The sequence below is a fragment of the Micromonospora sp. MH33 genome (assembly GCF_003013775.1).
GTDB classification, from domain to species: domain Bacteria; phylum Actinomycetota; class Actinomycetes; order Mycobacteriales; family Micromonosporaceae; genus Micromonospora; species Micromonospora fulviviridis.
The window spans coordinates 1-15,754 of record NZ_MUYZ01000151.1 but is presented as its reverse complement, the minus strand read 5'-3'; the positions used below and the strand labels follow the sequence as shown (position 1 = coordinate 15,754).

The following is a 15,754-nucleotide window of genomic DNA, read 5'->3' as shown; positions in this document are numbered from 1 at the left end:
TGGCAGCGTCGCGTTCCTCGGCACCGCCCGCGCCGGCCGGGCCGCCACCACCGGCCCGCTGGTCGTGGTGGTGCTGGCCGTGGCGACCGCCGCGTTCTGCGGGGTGGTGGCGGCCGGCATCGAGAACGGCCGGGACCGGGCCGCCGCCCGCGCCGTGCCCGGGGACGTCCGGGTCGACGGGGAGCGGTTCGCTCCGGACACCACGGACGCGCTCGCCGCGCTGCCCGGCGTCCGCGCCGTCACCCCGCTGCTGGTGGAGCCCGGGCAGCGCCCGTACGCCGACCAGGCCGGCCGGTTCGGCGGGATCGGCGAGACCCGGGTGGTGCTGGTCGACATCGCCCGGTTCACCGAGGTGGCCCGCCGCGCCGGTGTCCCGGTGACCGTCCCCGACCCGCTGCGCGCCACCACCGACGGGACCACCCCGCTGCCGGCGCTGGTCTCGCCGACGCTCGCCGGCGAGTTCGTGGACGCCGGGCTGGCCGACGCGGCCGGCCGGCACCCCGCCTGGCTGGACGTGCAGGGCAACCGGCTGCCGATGCGCACCACCGCCACCGTCGAGGAGTTCCCGCTGGTCGACCGGGACGTGACCCGGTTCGTGGTGTTGCCCTGGCCGGCCCTTCCGGCGGACGCCCTGCACCCGCTCGTCCCCACCGGCTTCCTGCTCGCCGGGGACCGGGTCGACCCGGCCGCGGTGGCCCGCGTGGTCGGCGAGGGGCAGCAGCGCTACCAGCGCGCCGGGACGGTCACCGGCGGGGAGCGTCCCCGCCAGCCCACGGTGACCACCCGGTCGGCGGTCCGCGCCGAGCTGGGCGGCAGCGGGGTGAACGGGCTGCTGGTCTTCGGCTTCACCATCGGCGCGGTCGGCGGCGGCGTGCTGGGCCTGCTCGCGCTGGCCTTCGCCGTGCTGGCCGGGGCGCGCGGTCGCGGGCAGGTGCTGTCCCGGCTGCGCACCATGGGCCTGTCCCGCCGGCAGTGGCGCGGGCTGCTGCTGGTGGAGCTGACCCCGCTCGTGCTGGTCTCCGTGCTCACCGGTGCGGTGGTCGGCGCGCTGCTGCCGGTGCTGCTCACCCCGGTGCTCGGCCTGCCCGCGTTCACCGGCGGGATGGCCGTGCGGGCACGTTTCGAACCCGGCCTGGTGGCCGGGGTGCTGGGCCTCGCCGTGCTGGCCCTCGGCTTCGCGGTCGCCGTCGAGGCCCTGAACAACCGTCGGATGCGCCTCGGCGAGGTGCTCCGGCTCGGAGAGGAGAGCTGAGATGACCGCGATCGCCGAGGCGTCCGCCGTACCGGACCTGGCCGCCCTTCAGCAGCGCGCGGCGGAGCGCGCCGCCGAACGGGCCGGCGGCCGGGACCGGCTGCGCGGGCACATCGTCTGCGACGGCCTGGTCCGCATCTTCAAGACCGAGGGGGTGGAGGTGGTCGCCCTCCAGGGCCTCGACCTGGTCATCGACCGGGGCGAGCTGGTCGCGATCGTCGGCGCCTCCGGGTCCGGCAAGTCGACCCTGCTGAACATCCTCTCGGGGCTGGACACCCCGACCGCCGGCATCGCCCGGGTCGCCGACTACGACCTGCTCGCCCTGTCGAACCGGCGCCGCCTCGCCTACCGCCGCCAGGTGGTCGGCTTCGTCTGGCAGCAGACCGGCCGGAACCTGCTGCCGTACCTGACCGCGCTGGAGAACGTCGAGCTGCCCATGAAGCTGGCCGGCGGCCGCTCCCGGCGGGCCCGGCGGGAACGGGCCCGCCAGCTGCTCGACCTGGTCGGGGTGGGCTACTGCGCGGACCGCCGCCCCGGTCAGATGAGCGGCGGTGAGCAGCAGCGCTGCGCGGTGGCCGTGTCGGTGGCCAACGACCCGGAGGTGCTCTTCGCCGACGAGCCGACCGGCGAGCTGGACGAGGCCACCGGCGCCGAGGTCTTCGCCGCGCTGCGCACCATCAACGCCGAACTGGGCGTCACCATCGTGGTGGTCACCCACGACCACGCCGTGGCCGGCCAGGTCCGCCGGACCGTCGCGATCCGCGACGGCCGGACCTCCTCCGAGGTACGCCGCACCGCCCGGGTCGCCGCCGACGGCAGCACCGAGTTGGTCAGCGAGGAGTACGCGGTGCTCGACCGGACCGGCCGGATGCAGCTGCCGGCGTCCTTCGTGGACGCCCTGTCCCTGCGCGACCGGGTCCGCCTCAACCTGGAACCCGACCACGTCGAGGTGCGGCCGGGCGACCGGGCGCACGCCGAGGAGAGTGAGTGATGACCGAGCAGCTGACCGCGGCGCCGGCCCGCGTCGCCGTCGACGAGGTGGTCCGGGTCGAGGGGGTGAGCCGCACCTTCGGCAAGGGCGAGCACGCGGTGCACGCCGTCCGGGACGTCTCCTTCGCCGCCGGCCGGGGTGAGCTGGTCGCCGTCCGGGGCCGCTCCGGGGCCGGCAAGACCACCCTGCTGAACCTGGTCGGCGGGCTGGACCGGCCGGACAGCGGGCGGGTGCGGGTGGCCGGGCACGAGGTGACGGCGGCGAGCGAGCGGGAGTTGCTGGCGCTGCGCCGGGGCACGGTCGGGTTCGTGTTCCAGACCTTCGGCCTGGTGCCGATCCTGTCGGCGGCGGAGAACGTCGGGGTGCCGCTGCGGCTGGCCAAGGTGCCGGCCGCCGAGCGGGAGCAGCGGGTGGCCGTGCTGCTGGAACTCGTCGGCCTGGGCGGGCACGCCGCGCAGCGCCCGTACGAGCTCTCCGGCGGCCAGCAGCAGCGGGTGGCGGTGGCCCGGGCACTTGCCAACGAGCCGGACCTGCTCATCGCCGACGAGCCGACCGGCCAGCTCGACTCGGAGACCGGCCGCGCCATCATGGACCTGCTCCGCGCCGTGGTGCACGCCCGCGGCATGACCGCCCTGGTCGCCACCCACGACCCCGCCCTGCTCGACATGGCCGACCGCACCCTGACCCTCCGCGACGGCCGCCTGGTAACCGACTGACCCCCGCCCGCCCTTCCTTGCCGACCGGGGCGCCGTACGCCGACGCGCCGATCGGCAGGCCGGCGACCAGGGCGATCCGCCACAGCCCGGACGGCAGGACGGCGAGCGGGATCAGGTGGGCGACGCGGACCGCCCAGGCCGGCGCGGGACGGCCGGCGTGACAGTGGACGGTGCCGGATTCGGTGTGGCGGGTCATCTGGCCTCCCCGGTGCTGGAACTGCGCTCCAGCCTGCCGACCGGTCCGGCCCGGGTCCTCCCCGCGAGCGGGGAGTCAGCTCCCCAGGCCGGGGGAGGGGTCGTCGGGCAGCGCTCCCGCCAGCGGGATGAGCAGGCAGCCGAGCAGCGCCAGCCACGTCCCCGGTCCGGGGCCGGTCGACACCATCCCAGCCTCCCGCGCGTACGCGTCGGTGGCGGAGAGCAACCACCAGGCGGCGGTGACGGCGCCGCCGGCGAGCACGGTCGAGATCAGGAGCCCGCGGCTGACCTCGCGCCACAGCCAGCGGGACGGGCCGACCCGGGCCAGGGAGACCACGGCGACCAGGCCGCACACCAGCGCCCACGGCAGCGCGACCCACAGCAACTCCCGGCCCGACCGCAGGGCGACCCGGTCCGGGTAGACGGTGTGCCAGGCCGGCAGCGCCGCCGCGGTGAGGATGGCGAGCAGGCCGGCGCCGAGCAGGGCGGCCCCGACCCGCCGTCGGCGGGACATGGGTGCACCAGGTGCGGCCATCGCCGCCAAGCTACCTCGTCAGAGCGCCAGCTTCATGCCCTCGTGGCTGGCCACGAAGCCGAGGTCGCGATAGAAGCGGTGCGCGTCGGCGCGGCTCTTGTCGGTGGTGAGCTGCACCAGCGCGCAGCCCCGCTCCCGGGCCTGGTCGATCACCCAGGTCATCATCTGCCGGCCCAGCCCCCGGCCGCGCAGGTCGGAGCGGACCCGGACCGACTCGACCAGCGACCGCTCGGCGCCGTGCCGGCCCAGCCCCGGGATGTACGTGACCTGCAGGCACCCGACCAGCTCACCGCCGGTCTCCGCGACCACCAGGTGGTTGCGTGGATCGGCGTCGATGGCGGCGAACGCCCGCTCGTACGCCTCGTCCACCTCGGTGAAGTCGCGGGCCTTGCCCAGCACGTCGTCGGCGAGCAGGGCGATGACGGCGGGCAGGTCGGCCCGGACCGCCTCCCGGAAGATCACATCGGTCACGTCGGGCAGCCTCCCACAGTCACGTCCGGCGATGCCGTCGCGTCGGTTGCCGGCAGCGGGCAGCATGTGCGCCATGGACGTCCTGCTGTTGCCGTTCCGCTGGATCTACCGCGGTCTGGTGTGGTTCGCCAACTCGCCGCGCACGTTGATCATCTCGTACCTGCTGATGATCATGGTGGCCGGCGTGCTGTACAGCCACGCCGAGCACAAGAGCGCCGCGGACTCGGTCTGGTGGGCCGTGGTGACCGCCTCCACCGTGGGCTACGGCGACATCTCCCCGACCTCCCTGGCCGGGCGGTTCCTCGCCGCGCTGCTCATCTCCACCATGGTGCTGCTGGTCATCCCGCTGATCACCGCGCACTTCGCCAGCCGGCTGATCGTGGACGACGACGCCTTCGAGCACGCCGAGCAGGAGGAGCTGAAGGCGGACGTGCGGCGGCTGCGGGCGCTGGTGGAGGAGATGGCCACCCGCCAGGGCATCGTGCTGCCCGAGCTGGACCGCCCCGAACCGGTCAGCGGGCCGGGCAGCGCGGCTCCACCCTGGGAACGCCGGCGCCGGCGCCGCCGGCTCCGGTGACCTCGCCGACGCGGTCCGCCCGGCGGTCTTCACCCCGGACGGGAGCAAGCTCTACTTCCAGGTCTCGTTCTTCAACGGCCTGGTCGAGTACGACGTCGTCACCGACCGGGTCACCCGGGTCGCCACCCTGCCGAAGAACCGTCGACCGCGCCGTCACCGGGTGGGGCAGCGCGGCCCGCGCGCCGTCACCGGGCGGGGCAGCGCAGCCCCTCCCGGGGGACGGTGAGCGAGACGAGGTAGGCGTCGACGGCCGCCGTGACGCAGGCGGTCTGCGGGTAGGCCGTGTGCCCCTCGCCCTCCCAGGTGAGCACCCGGCCCACGCCCAGCATCGAGGCCAGCGCTGCGGTCTGCTCGTAGGGCGTGGCCGGGTCGCCGGTGGTGCCGACCACCAGGATCGGCGGCGCGCCGGCCGCCTTCCCGGTCGGGTACGGGTCCCGCCCGCCGGGCCACTCCACGCAGCCGAGCATCCCGACCGCCAGCGCCGGGCCGAACAGCGGGTACTTCTGCCGCCACTGCGACTGGAGCGACCGGATCTGCTCCCGGGTCGGCTTCTCGCTCTCGTCGGCGCAGTTCACCGCCATGTTGGCGTCGAACAGGTTGGAGTAGTGCCCGTCGTCCTCGCGGCCCGCGTACGCGTCGGCGAGCTTGAACACGCCGGTCGGGTCGCCGCCCTGCAACGCGTCGACCGCCCGGGCCAGCTCCTGCCAGCCCTGCTCGGTGTAGAGGGAGGAGATCACCGCGTAGAACACCCAGCCGGCGGTGGCCTCCCGGCCGTCCTTGCCGCGCACCGGAGAGACCCGGGCCTTGTCGATGGCGGTGGTCACCGCGACCCGGGCGTCCGGCGCGATCGGGCAGCGGCCCGCGTTCGCCGCGCACCAGCGGGAGAAGTTGCCGAACGCCCGCTCGAAGCCCTTCGCCTGGCTCTCCGAGCCGGCCATGAGCTTCTGCCGCGGGTCCACCGCGCCGTCGAGCACCAGCGCCCGCACCCGCTGCGGGTAGAGCTGGGCGTACGTGGCGCCCAGCAGGGTGCCGTAGGAGTAGCCGAGGTAGGTCAGCTTCTCGTCGCCGACGGCCGCCCGTACCGCGTCCATGTCCCGCGCGGCCTGCTCGGTGCCGTAGAGGGAAAGCTGGTCGCCGTACTTCTCGCCGCACCGCTGGCCGACCCGCCGGTTGAGGGCGACGAAGCCGTCGAAGGACGCCTGGCTCTCCGGGTCGGGGTCGTAGCCGAAGCTGGCGTCCAGGTCGGCGTCGGGGATGCACTTCACCGGGCTGGACCGGGACACCCCGCGCGGGTCGAAGCCGACGATGTCGAACCGGTCGGTCACCTCGGCCGGCAGCCCGCCGAACGCCGGCCCGAAGGAGAGGTAGACCGCGGTGTCCACGCCGGAGGCGCCCGGACCGCCCGGGTTCACCACCAGCGAACCGATCCGGTCGCGCTGCTTGTTCGACCGGATCCGGATCAGCGCGATCTCGAAGGTCTCCCCGGCGCCCGGCCCGGCGGTCGCGCCGGTCGCCGCCCCGGTGCCCCAGTTGCGGGGTACGGCGATCCGGGCGCAGTCGTAGCGCATGCCCGCCGCACCCCGCCCGACCAGCTCGTCCGGCACCTCCGGGCAGGCGCGCCAGGTCGGCGCGGTGCCCGGGGCGGCCGCCTCGCCCTCGCTCTCGGTCCGCGGGGCGAACGCCGGCAGCGTGCAGCCGGCGGTGAGCACCAGCGCCGCGACGAACCCGGCCAGGGTGGGCCGGCGGCGGATCCGGTCGGAGAAGCGGGTCACGTGGGAGCCCTCCATGATCGTGTGGACCGCCAGGCTACGCCGGGCCCCGCCCGTCGCCGACGGTCGCCGCCGGGTCGCCGCGCAGCACCTGGTCGACGTCGTAGCGGATCGGGCGCTCCAGCTGGTCGTAGGTGCAGGAGCGGGGATCGCGGTCGGGGCGCCAGCGGACGAACTGGGCGGTGTGCCGCAGCCGGTCGCCCTCCATCGCGTCGTAGCCCACCTCGACCACCAGCTCCGGGCGCAGCGGCTCCCACTCCAGGTTCTTCCCGCCGGTCCACCGGCTCACCCCGCCCGGGATGCGCTGCCCCCGCTCGTGGTCGCCGTGCACCCAGGGGTGGTCGCCGCCGACCTCCCGGTAGGGCTCCAGCTCGTCGAGCAGCTCCTTGCGCCGGGCCGCCGTGAACGAGGAGCTGACCCCGATGTGGTGCAGCACCCCGGCGTCGTCGTAGAGGCCGAGCAGCAGCGAGCCGACCACCGGGCCGGACTTGTGCCAGCGGAAGCCGGCCACCACCGCGTCGGCGGTGCGCGCGTGCTTGACCTTGAACATGAGCCGCTTGCCCGGCTCGTAGGGCAGGTCGGCCGGCTTGACGATGAGCCCGTCCAGCCCGGCCCCCTCGAACACGTCGAACCAGCGCCGGGCCGTCTCCGGGTCGGTGGTCACCTGGGTGACGTGCACCGGCGGCCGGACCTTGGCCAGCGCCTTCTCCAGCCGGCCGCGGCGCTCCGGGTAGGGCCGGTCGGTGAGCAGCTCGTCGTCGAGGGCGAGCAGGTCGAAGGCGACGAAGTCGGCCGGGGTGGTCTCGGCGAGCAGCTTCACCCGGGACGCGGCCGGGTGGATCCGCTGGGCCAGCAGCTCGAAGTCGAGCCGCGGCTGGCCGCCGGGCCCGTCCCGGCGGATCACGATCAGCTCGCCGTCGACCGCGCACCGCTCCGGGAGCTGGCGGCGCGCCTGCTCCACCACCTCCGGGAAGTAGCGGGTCATCGTCTTGCCGCCGCGACTGGCCAGCTCGACCTCGTCGCCGTCGCGGAAGATGATGCAGCGGAAGCCGTCCCACTTGGGTTCGTAGGTCAGGCCGGGGTCGGTGGGTAGTTGGGGCACGCTCTTCGCCAGCATCGGCTCGACCGGCGGATTGATCGGCAGGTCCACGGCGACCAGTCAATCAGACCCCACCGACGGTCGTGAGGCAGATCACCGGCGGTGCCGGACGGCGTGTCCCGTCCCGGCCCCGCTCGTCACCCGCGACCGGATGGTGAAACCGCAGGTCAGCGCTACGGTCGCGGCGTGCCGGAGTGGAGCTGCGGATGCTGCGGACGCTGGCGGGTCAGCGTGGAACTGATCCGCGGGCGCTACCGCTACCGCCTGGTGCACCGCTACCCGGCCGAGCACGGCGGCGGCGCCAACGTCGTCGGCGAGGTGGCCTCGGTGGCCGAGCTGGAGCTGCTGCTCCGGCGGTACGCCCCGGTCGGCCTGGCCGACCTCCGCGAGGCGGCCTGACCGGGATCACCCGCCGTCGATCCGGGGCGTAGCCTGACCCCGATCGTGCCGGGGGAGGGGAGCGACATGCGGTTCGTCGAGTCCGTCGAGATCGCCGCCGACATCGACCGGGTCTGGGCCGTGCAGACCGACGTCGAGCGCTGGCCGGAGTGGACGCCCTCGGTCACCTCCGCCCGCTGGCTGGCGCCCGGGCCGGTCACCCTCGGCTCGTCGGCCCGGCTGGAGCAGCCCGGGCTGCGCCCGGCGGTCTGGCGGGTCACCGAGATCGACCCGCCGTACGGCTTCGTCTGGGAGTCCGACAGCCCGGGCGTGCACAGCCGGGGCGAGCACCGGCTGGTCCCGCTGCACGACGGGCGGGTCCGCGCCGAGCTGGTCATGGCGCAGACCGGGCCGCTCTCCGGGCCGGTCGGGCTGCTCCTCGGCCGGACCATCCGCCGCTACCTGCGGCAGGAGGCCGACGGGCTCAGGCGCCGCTGCGAGCGGGACTGACCGCCGGCGCGCCCCGTGCGTGCCGCTCAGCCGTCCCCGCGCGCCGGCTCGGCGGTCTTCTCCAGCACCGCCAGGCGGTTGCCGTTCTCGTCCGGCCGGTGCGCCACGACCCGGTAGCCGCGCCGCGCGTACAGGCCCAGGTTCTCGGCGCTCTCCGCGCCGGTGAACAGGGCGAACCGGGTCACCCGGCCGGCGCAGGCGGCCTCCACCGCGGTCAGCAGCCGGCCACCGATGCCGCGCCCCTGCTGGTCCGGGGCGACCGCGAGCCGCCCGACGTGGGCCGTGTCGCCGTCGACCCGGGCGCGTACCGAGCCGACGAGGCGGGGCCCCAGCCGGGCGGCCAGCACCACGGTCGGGCCGGCCAGGGCGGCACGGACCTCGTCCAGCGTCTCGGTCAGCGGGGGCAGGAACACGTCCCCGTAGCGCTGCGCCTCCACCAGGTACGCGGCGCGCTGCACGGTGAGGATCTCGCCGGCGTCCGCGACACCGGCCGGGGCGATGGTCAGCTGGTCGGTCACCCGGCAAGCCCACCACAGCACGGCGGACCGACGCCGGGCGGGCCACCGGGCCCGGCCGTACCCTGGCGGTGTCCCGCGAGGAGGAGGCCGACGTGCCCGAGCTGACGTACCCCGAGGTGGGGGCGACCCGCGGCGGACGCCTGCCGGCGGGCTACCACCACCTGCGCCACCGGGTCCGGCTGCCCGACGGTGGCTTCCCGGCCGCCGCGGACGCGGTGCTCGGCTGGCGGCTGCACCGGGCCGCGGGTGTCGTCATGCGCACCGCCGCGCCCCGTGCCGCCGCGGGCGTGCGGGTCACCCCGGGGCTCGGCGTCGGCCCGCTGCGGATCTGGGGCCCGACCGAGGTGGTCTGGACGGTGGACGAGCCGGACCGGGCCGGGTTCGGCTACGGCACCCTCCCCGGGCACCCGGAGGTCGGCGAGGAGGCCTTCCTGGTCACCCGGACCGCCGGCGGGACCTGGTTCGAGGTGACCGCGTTCAGCCGGCCGGGCCGCTGGTACGTGCGCGCCGCCGGGCCGGCCAGCCGGGCCGTCCAGCAGGCGTACGCCTGGTGGCTGGGGCGGACCCTGCGCCGGCTCTGCACCGGCCGTTCGCCGGCGACGCCGGGTCAGTAGCCGGCGAAGGAGCGGATCGGGGCGCGTGGCCCGTACTTCGGGGCCTGGATGCCGGCGGCCTCCAGCAGGACGCAGACCCGCCCGCGGTGGCCCCGGAACGGCTCCAGCAGGGCCAGCATCCGGGCGTCGTCACCGCGCGGCTCCCCGGCCAGGGCCCAGGCCACCGTGTTGGGGACGTGGTAGTCGCCGACGCTGACCGCGTCCGGGTCCCCGTACGCGATCCGGACCACCTCGGCGGCGGTCCACGGCCCGATGCCGGAGATCGCGGTGAGCCGGCGGGTGGCCTCGGCGGCGTCGGCGCAGCGTTCCAGCCGGTCCGCGACGGCGGCCGCCCGGCGCAGCGTGTCGGCCCGCCGCTGCTCCACCCCGAACGGGTGGAAGACCCAGTACGGCGTGGCCGCCACCGCGGCCGCCGCGGGCGGCAGCAGCAGCGGTTGCAGCGGCCCCGGCGCCGGCTCCCGGAAGTGCCGCACGGTCGCCGCGTACGCCCGGTACGCCTCCTTGCCGGTGACCTTCTGCTCGAAGACGGCGCGCAGCAGCCGGGGGAAGACCTGGCCGGTGGCGGGCATCCGCAGCCCGTGGTGCTCGCGGGCCAGCCGGGCCACCAGCGGGTGCGCGCCGGCCAGCGCGGCGAACCCGGTCAGGTCGTCGCGGAGCCCGGCCACCGCGTCGGCCCGCTCCACCACCCAGTCCGCCCCGGGGCCGTAGCCCTCGGCGAGCAGTTCACCCGCGGCGGGGCGCAGCGCGAGGGTGGCCGGGCCGGCCGGGCTGCGCGTGGCCCACCAGAAGCTGCCGGCGGCGATCCGGGCGCACGGGTCGTACGGGCTGAAGGTGAGGGCCCGGACCGTGGCGGCCAGCCGGTAGCCGGCCGGGGGGCGCAGCGTCCGGCGGGCGGCGGGGGAGGTCACCCCGCCACTCTGCCATGACCTTCCGCGGTGACGGCCGACACGGTGTAGGGGAACGCGGCGCCGGCCCGCATCGGGCCGGCGCCGCGCCGGGACGCGGGGCTGCCGGATCGCCGCTGTCCCGGGTTCACGACGGTGGCCGGCCGCGCCCTCCCCGGCTGCGACCGGCCACCGTGTCCGGGATTCCGTCAGTACGAGTAGCCCGAGTCGCCGCCCGAGTCGCCCGACGCCGGCGGAGCGACCGCCTTCGGGGTGCCGGTGGGCAGGCAGGTGAGGTTCTTCTTGCCGTTCGTGTCGACGACGAACCAGGTGCCGCCGACGCCCTGGCCCTTCCACTGGCCCGGCTTCTTGTCCCCGATGTAGCGGTAGACCGGCCAGCCCCCGATGGTGATCTGCCGGGTGCCGTCCTGGCGGGTGACCGTGCCGACCTTGTCGTCGGAGACGCCCTGGAGCTGCGGGTTGCCGTCGGTCAGCGCGGGCGGCCAGACCTGGGCGCACTTGTCCACGCAGTTGGACTGCGGCGGGTCGGCCGAGTCCTTGTCGAACCGGTACAGCACCCAGCCGTCCTGGTCGGTGACGACCTGGCCCATCCGGGGCAGCTTCTTGCCGACCAGCTCGTCGGTGATCCTCACGTCGGACGGGGGCGCCTTGTCGGCGGGCGCGTCCGGGGACGCGGAGGCTTCCGGTTCGGCCGACGCGGTGGGTTCGGCCGCGGCGACGGCGACCGGCTCGGCCGCGCTCGAGTTCGCCCCGTCGTAGCCCGCGGGGGCGCAGGCCGTTAGTGCGACCATCGCGCTCGCGACGATGACGGTCGTCCGCTTCAGGTGTGCCACGTGCCCTCCTCGTTCTTGGCAGTTCGCCGAGTAGTACGGGCGGTGTGCTGTCAAGGTTGAAGGGAGAAGGGTGCTCCATTTCACAGTGGATCCGTTGAACCGATCCGGCCGGCGGCGCGTAGGGGAGCACGTCGGGGTGACGACCGCGGGCACGACGGAACGGCGCCGGGCGGTGTCGCTGCCCGGCGCCGGCGTCCCGGCGGGATCAGAGGTCGGCCACCGTCACCAGTGGACTGGCGACGCCGTTGACGTCGACCGACTGCACCTGGATCTTCTCGATGTCCTTGAGCGGGGCCGAGGTGGACGCGCTCAGCTCCAGCGGAAGCTGGTTGGTGTTCGTGCCGTAGCCGCCGCCCGGCACCGACCAGGTGGAGACCACCTCGCTGGTGGCGTTCTTCCGGACCACCACCAGCCGGCAGGTGCGCGGCCCGGGCAGGCGGGTGAGCTGGAGGTCGATCTGGGTGCCGTACTCCTTCGACGCCAGCCACATCGTGGTCTTCACGCCGGTGCCGGGGTCGACCGCGTTGTGCTGGTCGCCCTCCTGCTCGTTGCCGCCGACGTTCGGGTCGTTGGGGTCCGACGGCTTGCTGCTCGGCGGGGCCGTGACGGGTGCCGTGAGGCTCGGCTGGGCCTGCGGGAGGCCGTTCTCGTCGCCGCCGAACACCCCGGCGATGCCGGCGCCGCTCAGGCCGCCGAACACCACCACGGCCGCCGCCGCGGCGAAGATTTGCCGCATCCGGGTCCGCCGCCGGTCCCGGCGGACCGCCATGAGGGTACGGTCCAGCAGCCCGGGATCGGTGTGCGTCTGCTCCAGCGCGGCCATCGCCTCGCCGTCGATGCCGGAGAGCAGCCCCACCACCGGGACCATGGTCTCCAGCTCGGCCGCGCACGCCCAGCAGGTGGCGAGGTGCTCCTCGAACCGTTCCGTGTCCTGCGGGTCCAGCACGCCGAGCGCGTACGCGGCGACGTCCAGGTGGTCGGCCCGGCTCATTCCGTCACCCCCCTCTCCTGCAGAGCCGTGCGCAGCGCGCGCAGCGCGTAGTAGACCCGCGACTTCGCGGTGCCGAGCGGAAGGCCCAGCTCCTCGGCCGCCTCGGGCACGGTACGCCCCCGGAAGTACGTCGCCACCAGGATCTCCCGGTGCGACTGGCTCAGCGTACGCAGCGCGTCGGCCACGGTCATCGTGCGCAGCACCCGGTCGGTGCTGTCCGCCTCGGCGAACGCGGTCAGGTCCCGGTCGTACGTCTCCGCCGGACGGGCCTGCTCGCTGCGGTGCTCGTCGATGGCGATCCGCCGGGCCACCGTGACCAGCCAGGGGCGCAGCGAGGCCTGGCCCTGGACGCCCAGCCGGTGCGCGTTGCGCCAGGCCCGCAGCAGCGTCTCCTGCACGATGTCCTCGGCGCGCTGCCGGTCTCCGCCGGTCAGCCGCATCACGAACATCAGCAGCGGCCCGGCGTGCTCGGCGTAGAGCAGCCGGATCAGCTGGTCGGAGTGGCTCGCCTCGGTGGACGTCGCCTGGTGGCGTCCGGGCGCCGGTCGCGGCGTCACCGGGTCATTCTGGCGGTCGGAGGGGCGGGCGTCGACGCCCCGGCCCGACCGCGACTCGCGCGACCGGGGCTGTGCCCGGGCGAACATCCACTCGGGCCTCGCCACCTCGCCGTGCCAGCCGGCCGCCACCGCGTGCATGCAAGACCTCCGGTGTCCAATGACATCAGCCGACCCCCCACGGGCGTGGCCGCCCGGTGATACGGAGCGGCCCGCCGAGCGGATCAACGCCGGACGGAAAAAATTCCGGGCGGGGGTGGGGTGGAGTCGGTGGCATCGGCGTCGTGGACCACCGGCGCGCCCCCGGCGAACCGGTCCAGCTCGGCGCCGGCCAGCACCCGGCCCGGGAACCAGTCGCCGGCGGCCCGCCGGGTCAGCTCCGGCACCGGCGGCTCCACACGGGACGCGACCAGCACCAGGTTGCCGTAGCGCCGGCCGCGCAGCACCGCCGCGTCGCCGACCAGGCAGGCCCGGGGCAGCACGGTGCGTACCGTGGCGACCTGCCCGCGGGCGTGCCGCAACGGCGGGCCGTCGGCGACGTTCGCCAGGTAGCAGCCGTCGGGCCGGAGCACCCGGGCCACCTCGGCAACGTATTCCACCGAGGTCAGGTGGGCGGGGGTGCGGGCGCCGGCGAAGACGTCCGCGACCACCACGTCGTAGCTGCCGTCCCGGCTCGACGTCAGGGTGGCCCGGGCGTCGGCCACCCGGACCCGCAACCGGGGGTCGGCCGGCCAGGGCAGCTCCCGGCGGACCAGCTCCACGAGGGCGCCGTCCACCTCGGACACCCGCTGGGTGGAGCCGGGGCGGGTGGCCTGGACGTAGCGGGGCAGGGTGAGCGCGCCGCCGCCCAGGTGCAGGACCCGCAGCGCCGCGCCGGCCGGGGCGACCAGGTCGATCGCGGCGGCCAGCCGCCGGACGTACTCGAACTCCAGGTGGGTGGGGTCGGTGAGGTCCACATGGGACTGCGGTGCGCCGTCGAGCAGCAGCGTCCAGGAACCCGGCCGGTCCGGGTCGGGCACCAGCTCGGCCTGCCCGGTGTCGACCTGCGCGACCGCCCGGTCCGCGCCGCGTCGCCGGCCCATCAGCGCCGGATCCCCCGGGCCGCCGCGGTGAGCACCCGGTGCAGCAGGCGGGCGTCGCCGAGCATCCCGCGCAGCCGGCGCTCCAGGCCGGCGATCGGGATCAGGTTCTGCGGGGCGCGCGGGTCCTTGTACGGGGTGGAGGCGAACCGGGGCAGCGTGACCAGGGACAGGTCGGCCAGCTCGATCGCCTCGGCCTCGGTCAGCTCGGCGGAGCACTCCACCCGCACGACGCCCGCCCAGGGCGCGCCGCCGGCCACCGGCAGCCGCAGGTACCAGGAGTAGCCGCCCCACGCGGTGCCCAGCCGGAACACCGGGCAGCGCTGCCCCGGGGCCAGCCCCGTGACGACAGCGGTGAGCCGGCCGTCCAGGTACTGGCTGTGCTGGGTCTTGATGTAGCCCAGGGTGCGGGGCAGGTTCCGCCGGCTGCGCAGCGGCCCGTCGACCACCAGCAGGTCGCCGTCGGTGCGTACCGCGTCGGAGACCGCCACCTCCAACGCGGTCAGCGGGCCCTGCACCGCGGCAGGGAGCTTGCTCAGCTCGCCCGTGCCGCTCACCCGGTGCACCGGGTAGCGGATCGCGCCCGCCACCACGTCCTGCGCCGAGGGGCTGGCGGTGAACAGCCCCCGGGCGACCCGGGTCCCGGCCAGCTCCGCCGCGCCCCGCTCCAGGTCGCAACGGACCACCCCGGCCGCGTACGAGGCCGCGATGCCCGGGAAGGAGCCGCCGTCCTCCTCGGCCGTCCAGACGCTGGCGTCGATCCGGCGCACCCCGTCGACCAGCAGCACCACGTCCGGGGCCGCGACGTCGCGCCGGACGTCGACGGCCCGCCAGTCGGCGGCGGGCAACTCGACGTCGGCGTCGACCTGCGCGCTGCTCGGCGCGGCCGGCCCACCCCCGCCGGCCGCCTCGAACGACGCCCCGTACGCCGGGTCCCACGCGTCGACGAAGAACCGGGCCCCCGCCCTCGACGGTCCCGTCACGCGGTGCTCCTCACAGGCCGGTCCGCTCGACGCGGGAGGTGCGGGCGTCCTTGCGGACCTCGAAACGGACCGGGATCCGCTCGGCGAGCGCCGGCACGTGGGTGACCACGCCGACCATCCGGTCGCCCCGGGCGGCCAGGTTCTCCAGGGTGGCCGCGACCGTGTCGAGAGTGGCCGCGTCCAGCGTGCCGAAGCCCTCGTCGAGGACGATCGACTCCAGGCTGGCCGCGCTCGTGGACATCCCGGCGAGCTGCTCGGAGAGCGCCAGCGCCAGGGCCAGCGACGCCTGGAACGTCTCCCCGCCGGAGAGGGTGCGCACCCCGCGCCGCAGCCCGGCGTCGTGGTGGTCGACCACGAAGAACTCGCCCTTGTCGTGCACCAGGTCGTACTGGCCGCTGGAGAGCTCGCGGAGGATGCGCGAGGCGCCGTCGACCAGCAGGTCCAGCGCCTCGGCCAGCAGCCAGCGCTCGAAGTTGTTGGCCCGCAGGTGCCCGGCGAGGGCGCGGGCCACCCGGGCCTGCCGCTCGTGGCCGGCCCGCTGCTCGCGCAGCTCCGCGGCCTGCTCGCGGCGCTCCTCCAGCCGGCGCAGCTCCGCCTCGGCCCGCTCCACCGCCACCGCGGCGTCGCGCTGCGGGTCCTCGACGGCGGCGGCCAGCCCGGCCCGGTCGGCGCGCCGCCGCCCGGCCTGCTCGCCGGCCCAGTCGGCGAGGGCCGTCCAGGCGGCGGCCACGTCGTCGCGGTCGGTGGCCGGTGGGCCGAACCGGGCCAGCCCGTCGCGGACGGT

Annotated in this window: 19 protein-coding genes and 1 pseudogene; 8 read left to right on the top strand and 12 right to left on the bottom strand. The window is 75.7% G+C overall.

What is annotated here, in order from left to right:
- From B0E53_RS21690 to B0E53_RS21680, 3 genes are all read left to right on the top strand, one after another.
- Positions 1–1,252: ABC transporter permease (locus B0E53_RS21690; RefSeq protein ID WP_146167729.1), on the top strand; the 1,252-nt coding region annotated here is incomplete at its 5' end.
- Between the two features lies 1 nt (position 1,253).
- Positions 1,254–2,243, top strand: coding sequence for an ABC transporter ATP-binding protein (locus tag B0E53_RS21685; RefSeq protein WP_107077737.1), 990 nt, complete (start codon positions 1,254–1,256; stop codon positions 2,241–2,243).
- Positions 2,243–2,959 carry an ABC transporter ATP-binding protein gene (locus B0E53_RS21680; protein ID WP_107077736.1) on the top strand — a complete coding sequence of 239 codons (717 nt, stop codon included), beginning with the start codon at positions 2,243–2,245 and terminating at the stop codon, positions 2,957–2,959. Before B0E53_RS21685 ends, B0E53_RS21680 begins: the two co-directional genes overlap by 1 nt.
- 271 nt (positions 2,960–3,230) lie before the next feature.
- On the opposite strand, the gene B0E53_RS21675 is transcribed toward B0E53_RS21680, so the two are convergent.
- Entirely contained in the window at positions 3,231–3,689 is a 459-nt protein-coding gene (locus B0E53_RS21675) for a hypothetical protein (protein ID WP_146167728.1), read from the bottom strand.
- Positions 3,690–3,707: 18 nt separating this feature from the next.
- The gene (locus B0E53_RS21670; RefSeq protein WP_107077740.1) at positions 3,708–4,160 is read right to left on the bottom strand and encodes a GNAT family N-acetyltransferase; all 453 of its coding nucleotides are present in this window, start codon (positions 4,158–4,160) and stop codon (positions 3,708–3,710) included.
- 73 nt (positions 4,161–4,233) lie between these two features.
- On the opposite strand from B0E53_RS21670, the gene B0E53_RS21665 reads away from it, so the two are divergent.
- A complete protein-coding gene (locus B0E53_RS21665) occupies positions 4,234–4,737 on the top strand; it encodes a potassium channel family protein (protein ID WP_107077734.1) in 504 nt (167 codons plus the stop codon).
- Positions 4,736–4,876, top strand: a pseudogene (locus B0E53_RS39555) (YncE family protein); the annotation flags it as partial. The gene B0E53_RS21665 and the pseudogene B0E53_RS39555, both read left to right, overlap by 2 nt.
- 46 nt (positions 4,877–4,922) lie before the next feature.
- Here the strand turns inward: B0E53_RS39555 and B0E53_RS21655 are convergent.
- On the bottom strand, positions 4,923–6,509 hold the full coding sequence (locus tag B0E53_RS21655) for an alpha/beta hydrolase (RefSeq protein WP_107077739.1): 1,587 nt from the start codon (positions 6,507–6,509) through the stop codon (positions 4,923–4,925).
- A 34-nt stretch (positions 6,510–6,543) separates the two neighbouring features.
- A complete protein-coding gene (locus tag B0E53_RS21650) occupies positions 6,544–7,656 on the bottom strand; it encodes an ATP-dependent DNA ligase (protein ID WP_107077733.1) in 1,113 nt (370 codons plus the stop codon).
- Between the two features lie 135 nt (positions 7,657–7,791).
- Here B0E53_RS21650 and B0E53_RS21645 point away from each other — a divergent pair, with 135 nt between their 5' ends.
- Both B0E53_RS21645 and B0E53_RS21640 read left to right on the top strand, forming a co-directional pair.
- A complete protein-coding gene (locus B0E53_RS21645; RefSeq protein ID WP_091311643.1) occupies positions 7,792–8,004 on the top strand; it encodes a hypothetical protein in 213 nt (70 codons plus the stop codon).
- Between the two features lie 66 nt (positions 8,005–8,070).
- A complete protein-coding gene (locus tag B0E53_RS21640) occupies positions 8,071–8,493 on the top strand; it encodes an SRPBCC family protein (protein ID WP_107077732.1) in 423 nt (140 codons plus the stop codon).
- 26 nt (positions 8,494–8,519) lie between these two features.
- Here the strand turns inward: B0E53_RS21640 and B0E53_RS21635 are convergent, their stop codons facing one another.
- Positions 8,520–9,011 (bottom strand): GNAT family N-acetyltransferase, encoded by a 492-nt coding sequence (locus B0E53_RS21635; protein ID WP_107077731.1) that lies wholly within the window; start codon positions 9,009–9,011, stop codon positions 8,520–8,522.
- Between the two features lie 68 nt (positions 9,012–9,079).
- Between B0E53_RS21635 and B0E53_RS21630 the strand changes: the two genes are divergently transcribed.
- A complete protein-coding gene (locus B0E53_RS21630; RefSeq protein ID WP_246835530.1) occupies positions 9,080–9,625 on the top strand; it encodes a DUF1990 domain-containing protein in 546 nt (181 codons plus the stop codon).
- On the opposite strand, the gene B0E53_RS21625 is transcribed toward B0E53_RS21630, so the two are convergent.
- The 7 genes from B0E53_RS21625 to B0E53_RS21595 form a co-directional block, all read right to left on the bottom strand.
- Positions 9,619–10,533, bottom strand: a complete 915-nt coding sequence (locus B0E53_RS21625; RefSeq protein ID WP_107077730.1) for a DNA-3-methyladenine glycosylase — start codon at positions 10,531–10,533, stop codon at positions 9,619–9,621. The genes B0E53_RS21630 and B0E53_RS21625 overlap by 7 nt on opposite strands.
- A 185-nt stretch (positions 10,534–10,718) precedes the next feature.
- A complete protein-coding gene (locus B0E53_RS21620; protein ID WP_107077729.1) occupies positions 10,719–11,363 on the bottom strand; it encodes a hypothetical protein in 645 nt (214 codons plus the stop codon).
- A gap of 205 nt (positions 11,364–11,568) precedes the next feature.
- Complete coding sequence (locus B0E53_RS21615) at positions 11,569–12,354, bottom strand: zf-HC2 domain-containing protein (protein ID WP_107077728.1); 786 nt, start codon at positions 12,352–12,354, stop codon at positions 11,569–11,571.
- Positions 12,351–13,049: a sigma-70 family RNA polymerase sigma factor gene (locus tag B0E53_RS21610; RefSeq protein ID WP_107077727.1), complete on the bottom strand. Its 699-nt coding sequence runs from the start codon at positions 13,047–13,049 to the stop codon at positions 12,351–12,353. Before B0E53_RS21610 ends, B0E53_RS21615 begins: the two co-directional genes overlap by 4 nt.
- An 83-nt stretch (positions 13,050–13,132) precedes the next feature.
- Entirely contained in the window at positions 13,133–13,990 is an 858-nt protein-coding gene (locus tag B0E53_RS21605) for a fused MFS/spermidine synthase (RefSeq protein WP_107077726.1), read from the bottom strand.
- Complete coding sequence (locus B0E53_RS21600) at positions 13,990–14,970, bottom strand: hypothetical protein (RefSeq protein ID WP_107077725.1); 981 nt, start codon at positions 14,968–14,970, stop codon at positions 13,990–13,992. Before B0E53_RS21600 ends, B0E53_RS21605 begins: the two co-directional genes overlap by 1 nt.
- Before the next feature lie 10 nt (positions 14,971–14,980).
- Positions 14,981–15,754, bottom strand: a 774-nt coding sequence (locus B0E53_RS21595) for an SMC family ATPase (RefSeq protein WP_146167727.1), incomplete at its 5' end; no start/stop codon positions are given.

What these genes read in the sequence shown, in the direction of transcription:
- B0E53_RS21685 (WP_107077737.1), top strand. Translation starts at nt 1,254, where the DNA reads ATGACCGCGATCGCCGAGGCGTCCGCCGTACCGGACCTGGCCGCCCTT.
- B0E53_RS21680 (WP_107077736.1), top strand. Translation starts at nt 2,243, where the DNA reads ATGACCGAGCAGCTGACCGCGGCGCCGGCCCGCGTCGCCGTCGACGAG.
- B0E53_RS21675 (WP_146167728.1), bottom strand. Translation starts at nt 3,689, where the DNA reads ATGGCCGCACCTGGTGCACCCATGTCCCGCCGACGGCGGGTCGGGGCC.
- B0E53_RS21665 (WP_107077734.1), top strand. Translation starts at nt 4,234, where the DNA reads ATGGACGTCCTGCTGTTGCCGTTCCGCTGGATCTACCGCGGTCTGGTG.
- B0E53_RS21640 (WP_107077732.1), top strand. Translation starts at nt 8,071, where the DNA reads ATGCGGTTCGTCGAGTCCGTCGAGATCGCCGCCGACATCGACCGGGTC.
- B0E53_RS21615 (WP_107077728.1), bottom strand. Translation starts at nt 12,354, where the DNA reads ATGAGCCGGGCCGACCACCTGGACGTCGCCGCGTACGCGCTCGGCGTG.
- B0E53_RS21610 (WP_107077727.1), bottom strand. Translation starts at nt 13,049, where the DNA reads ATGCACGCGGTGGCGGCCGGCTGGCACGGCGAGGTGGCGAGGCCCGAG.
- B0E53_RS21605 (WP_107077726.1), bottom strand. Translation starts at nt 13,990, where the DNA reads ATGGGCCGGCGACGCGGCGCGGACCGGGCGGTCGCGCAGGTCGACACC.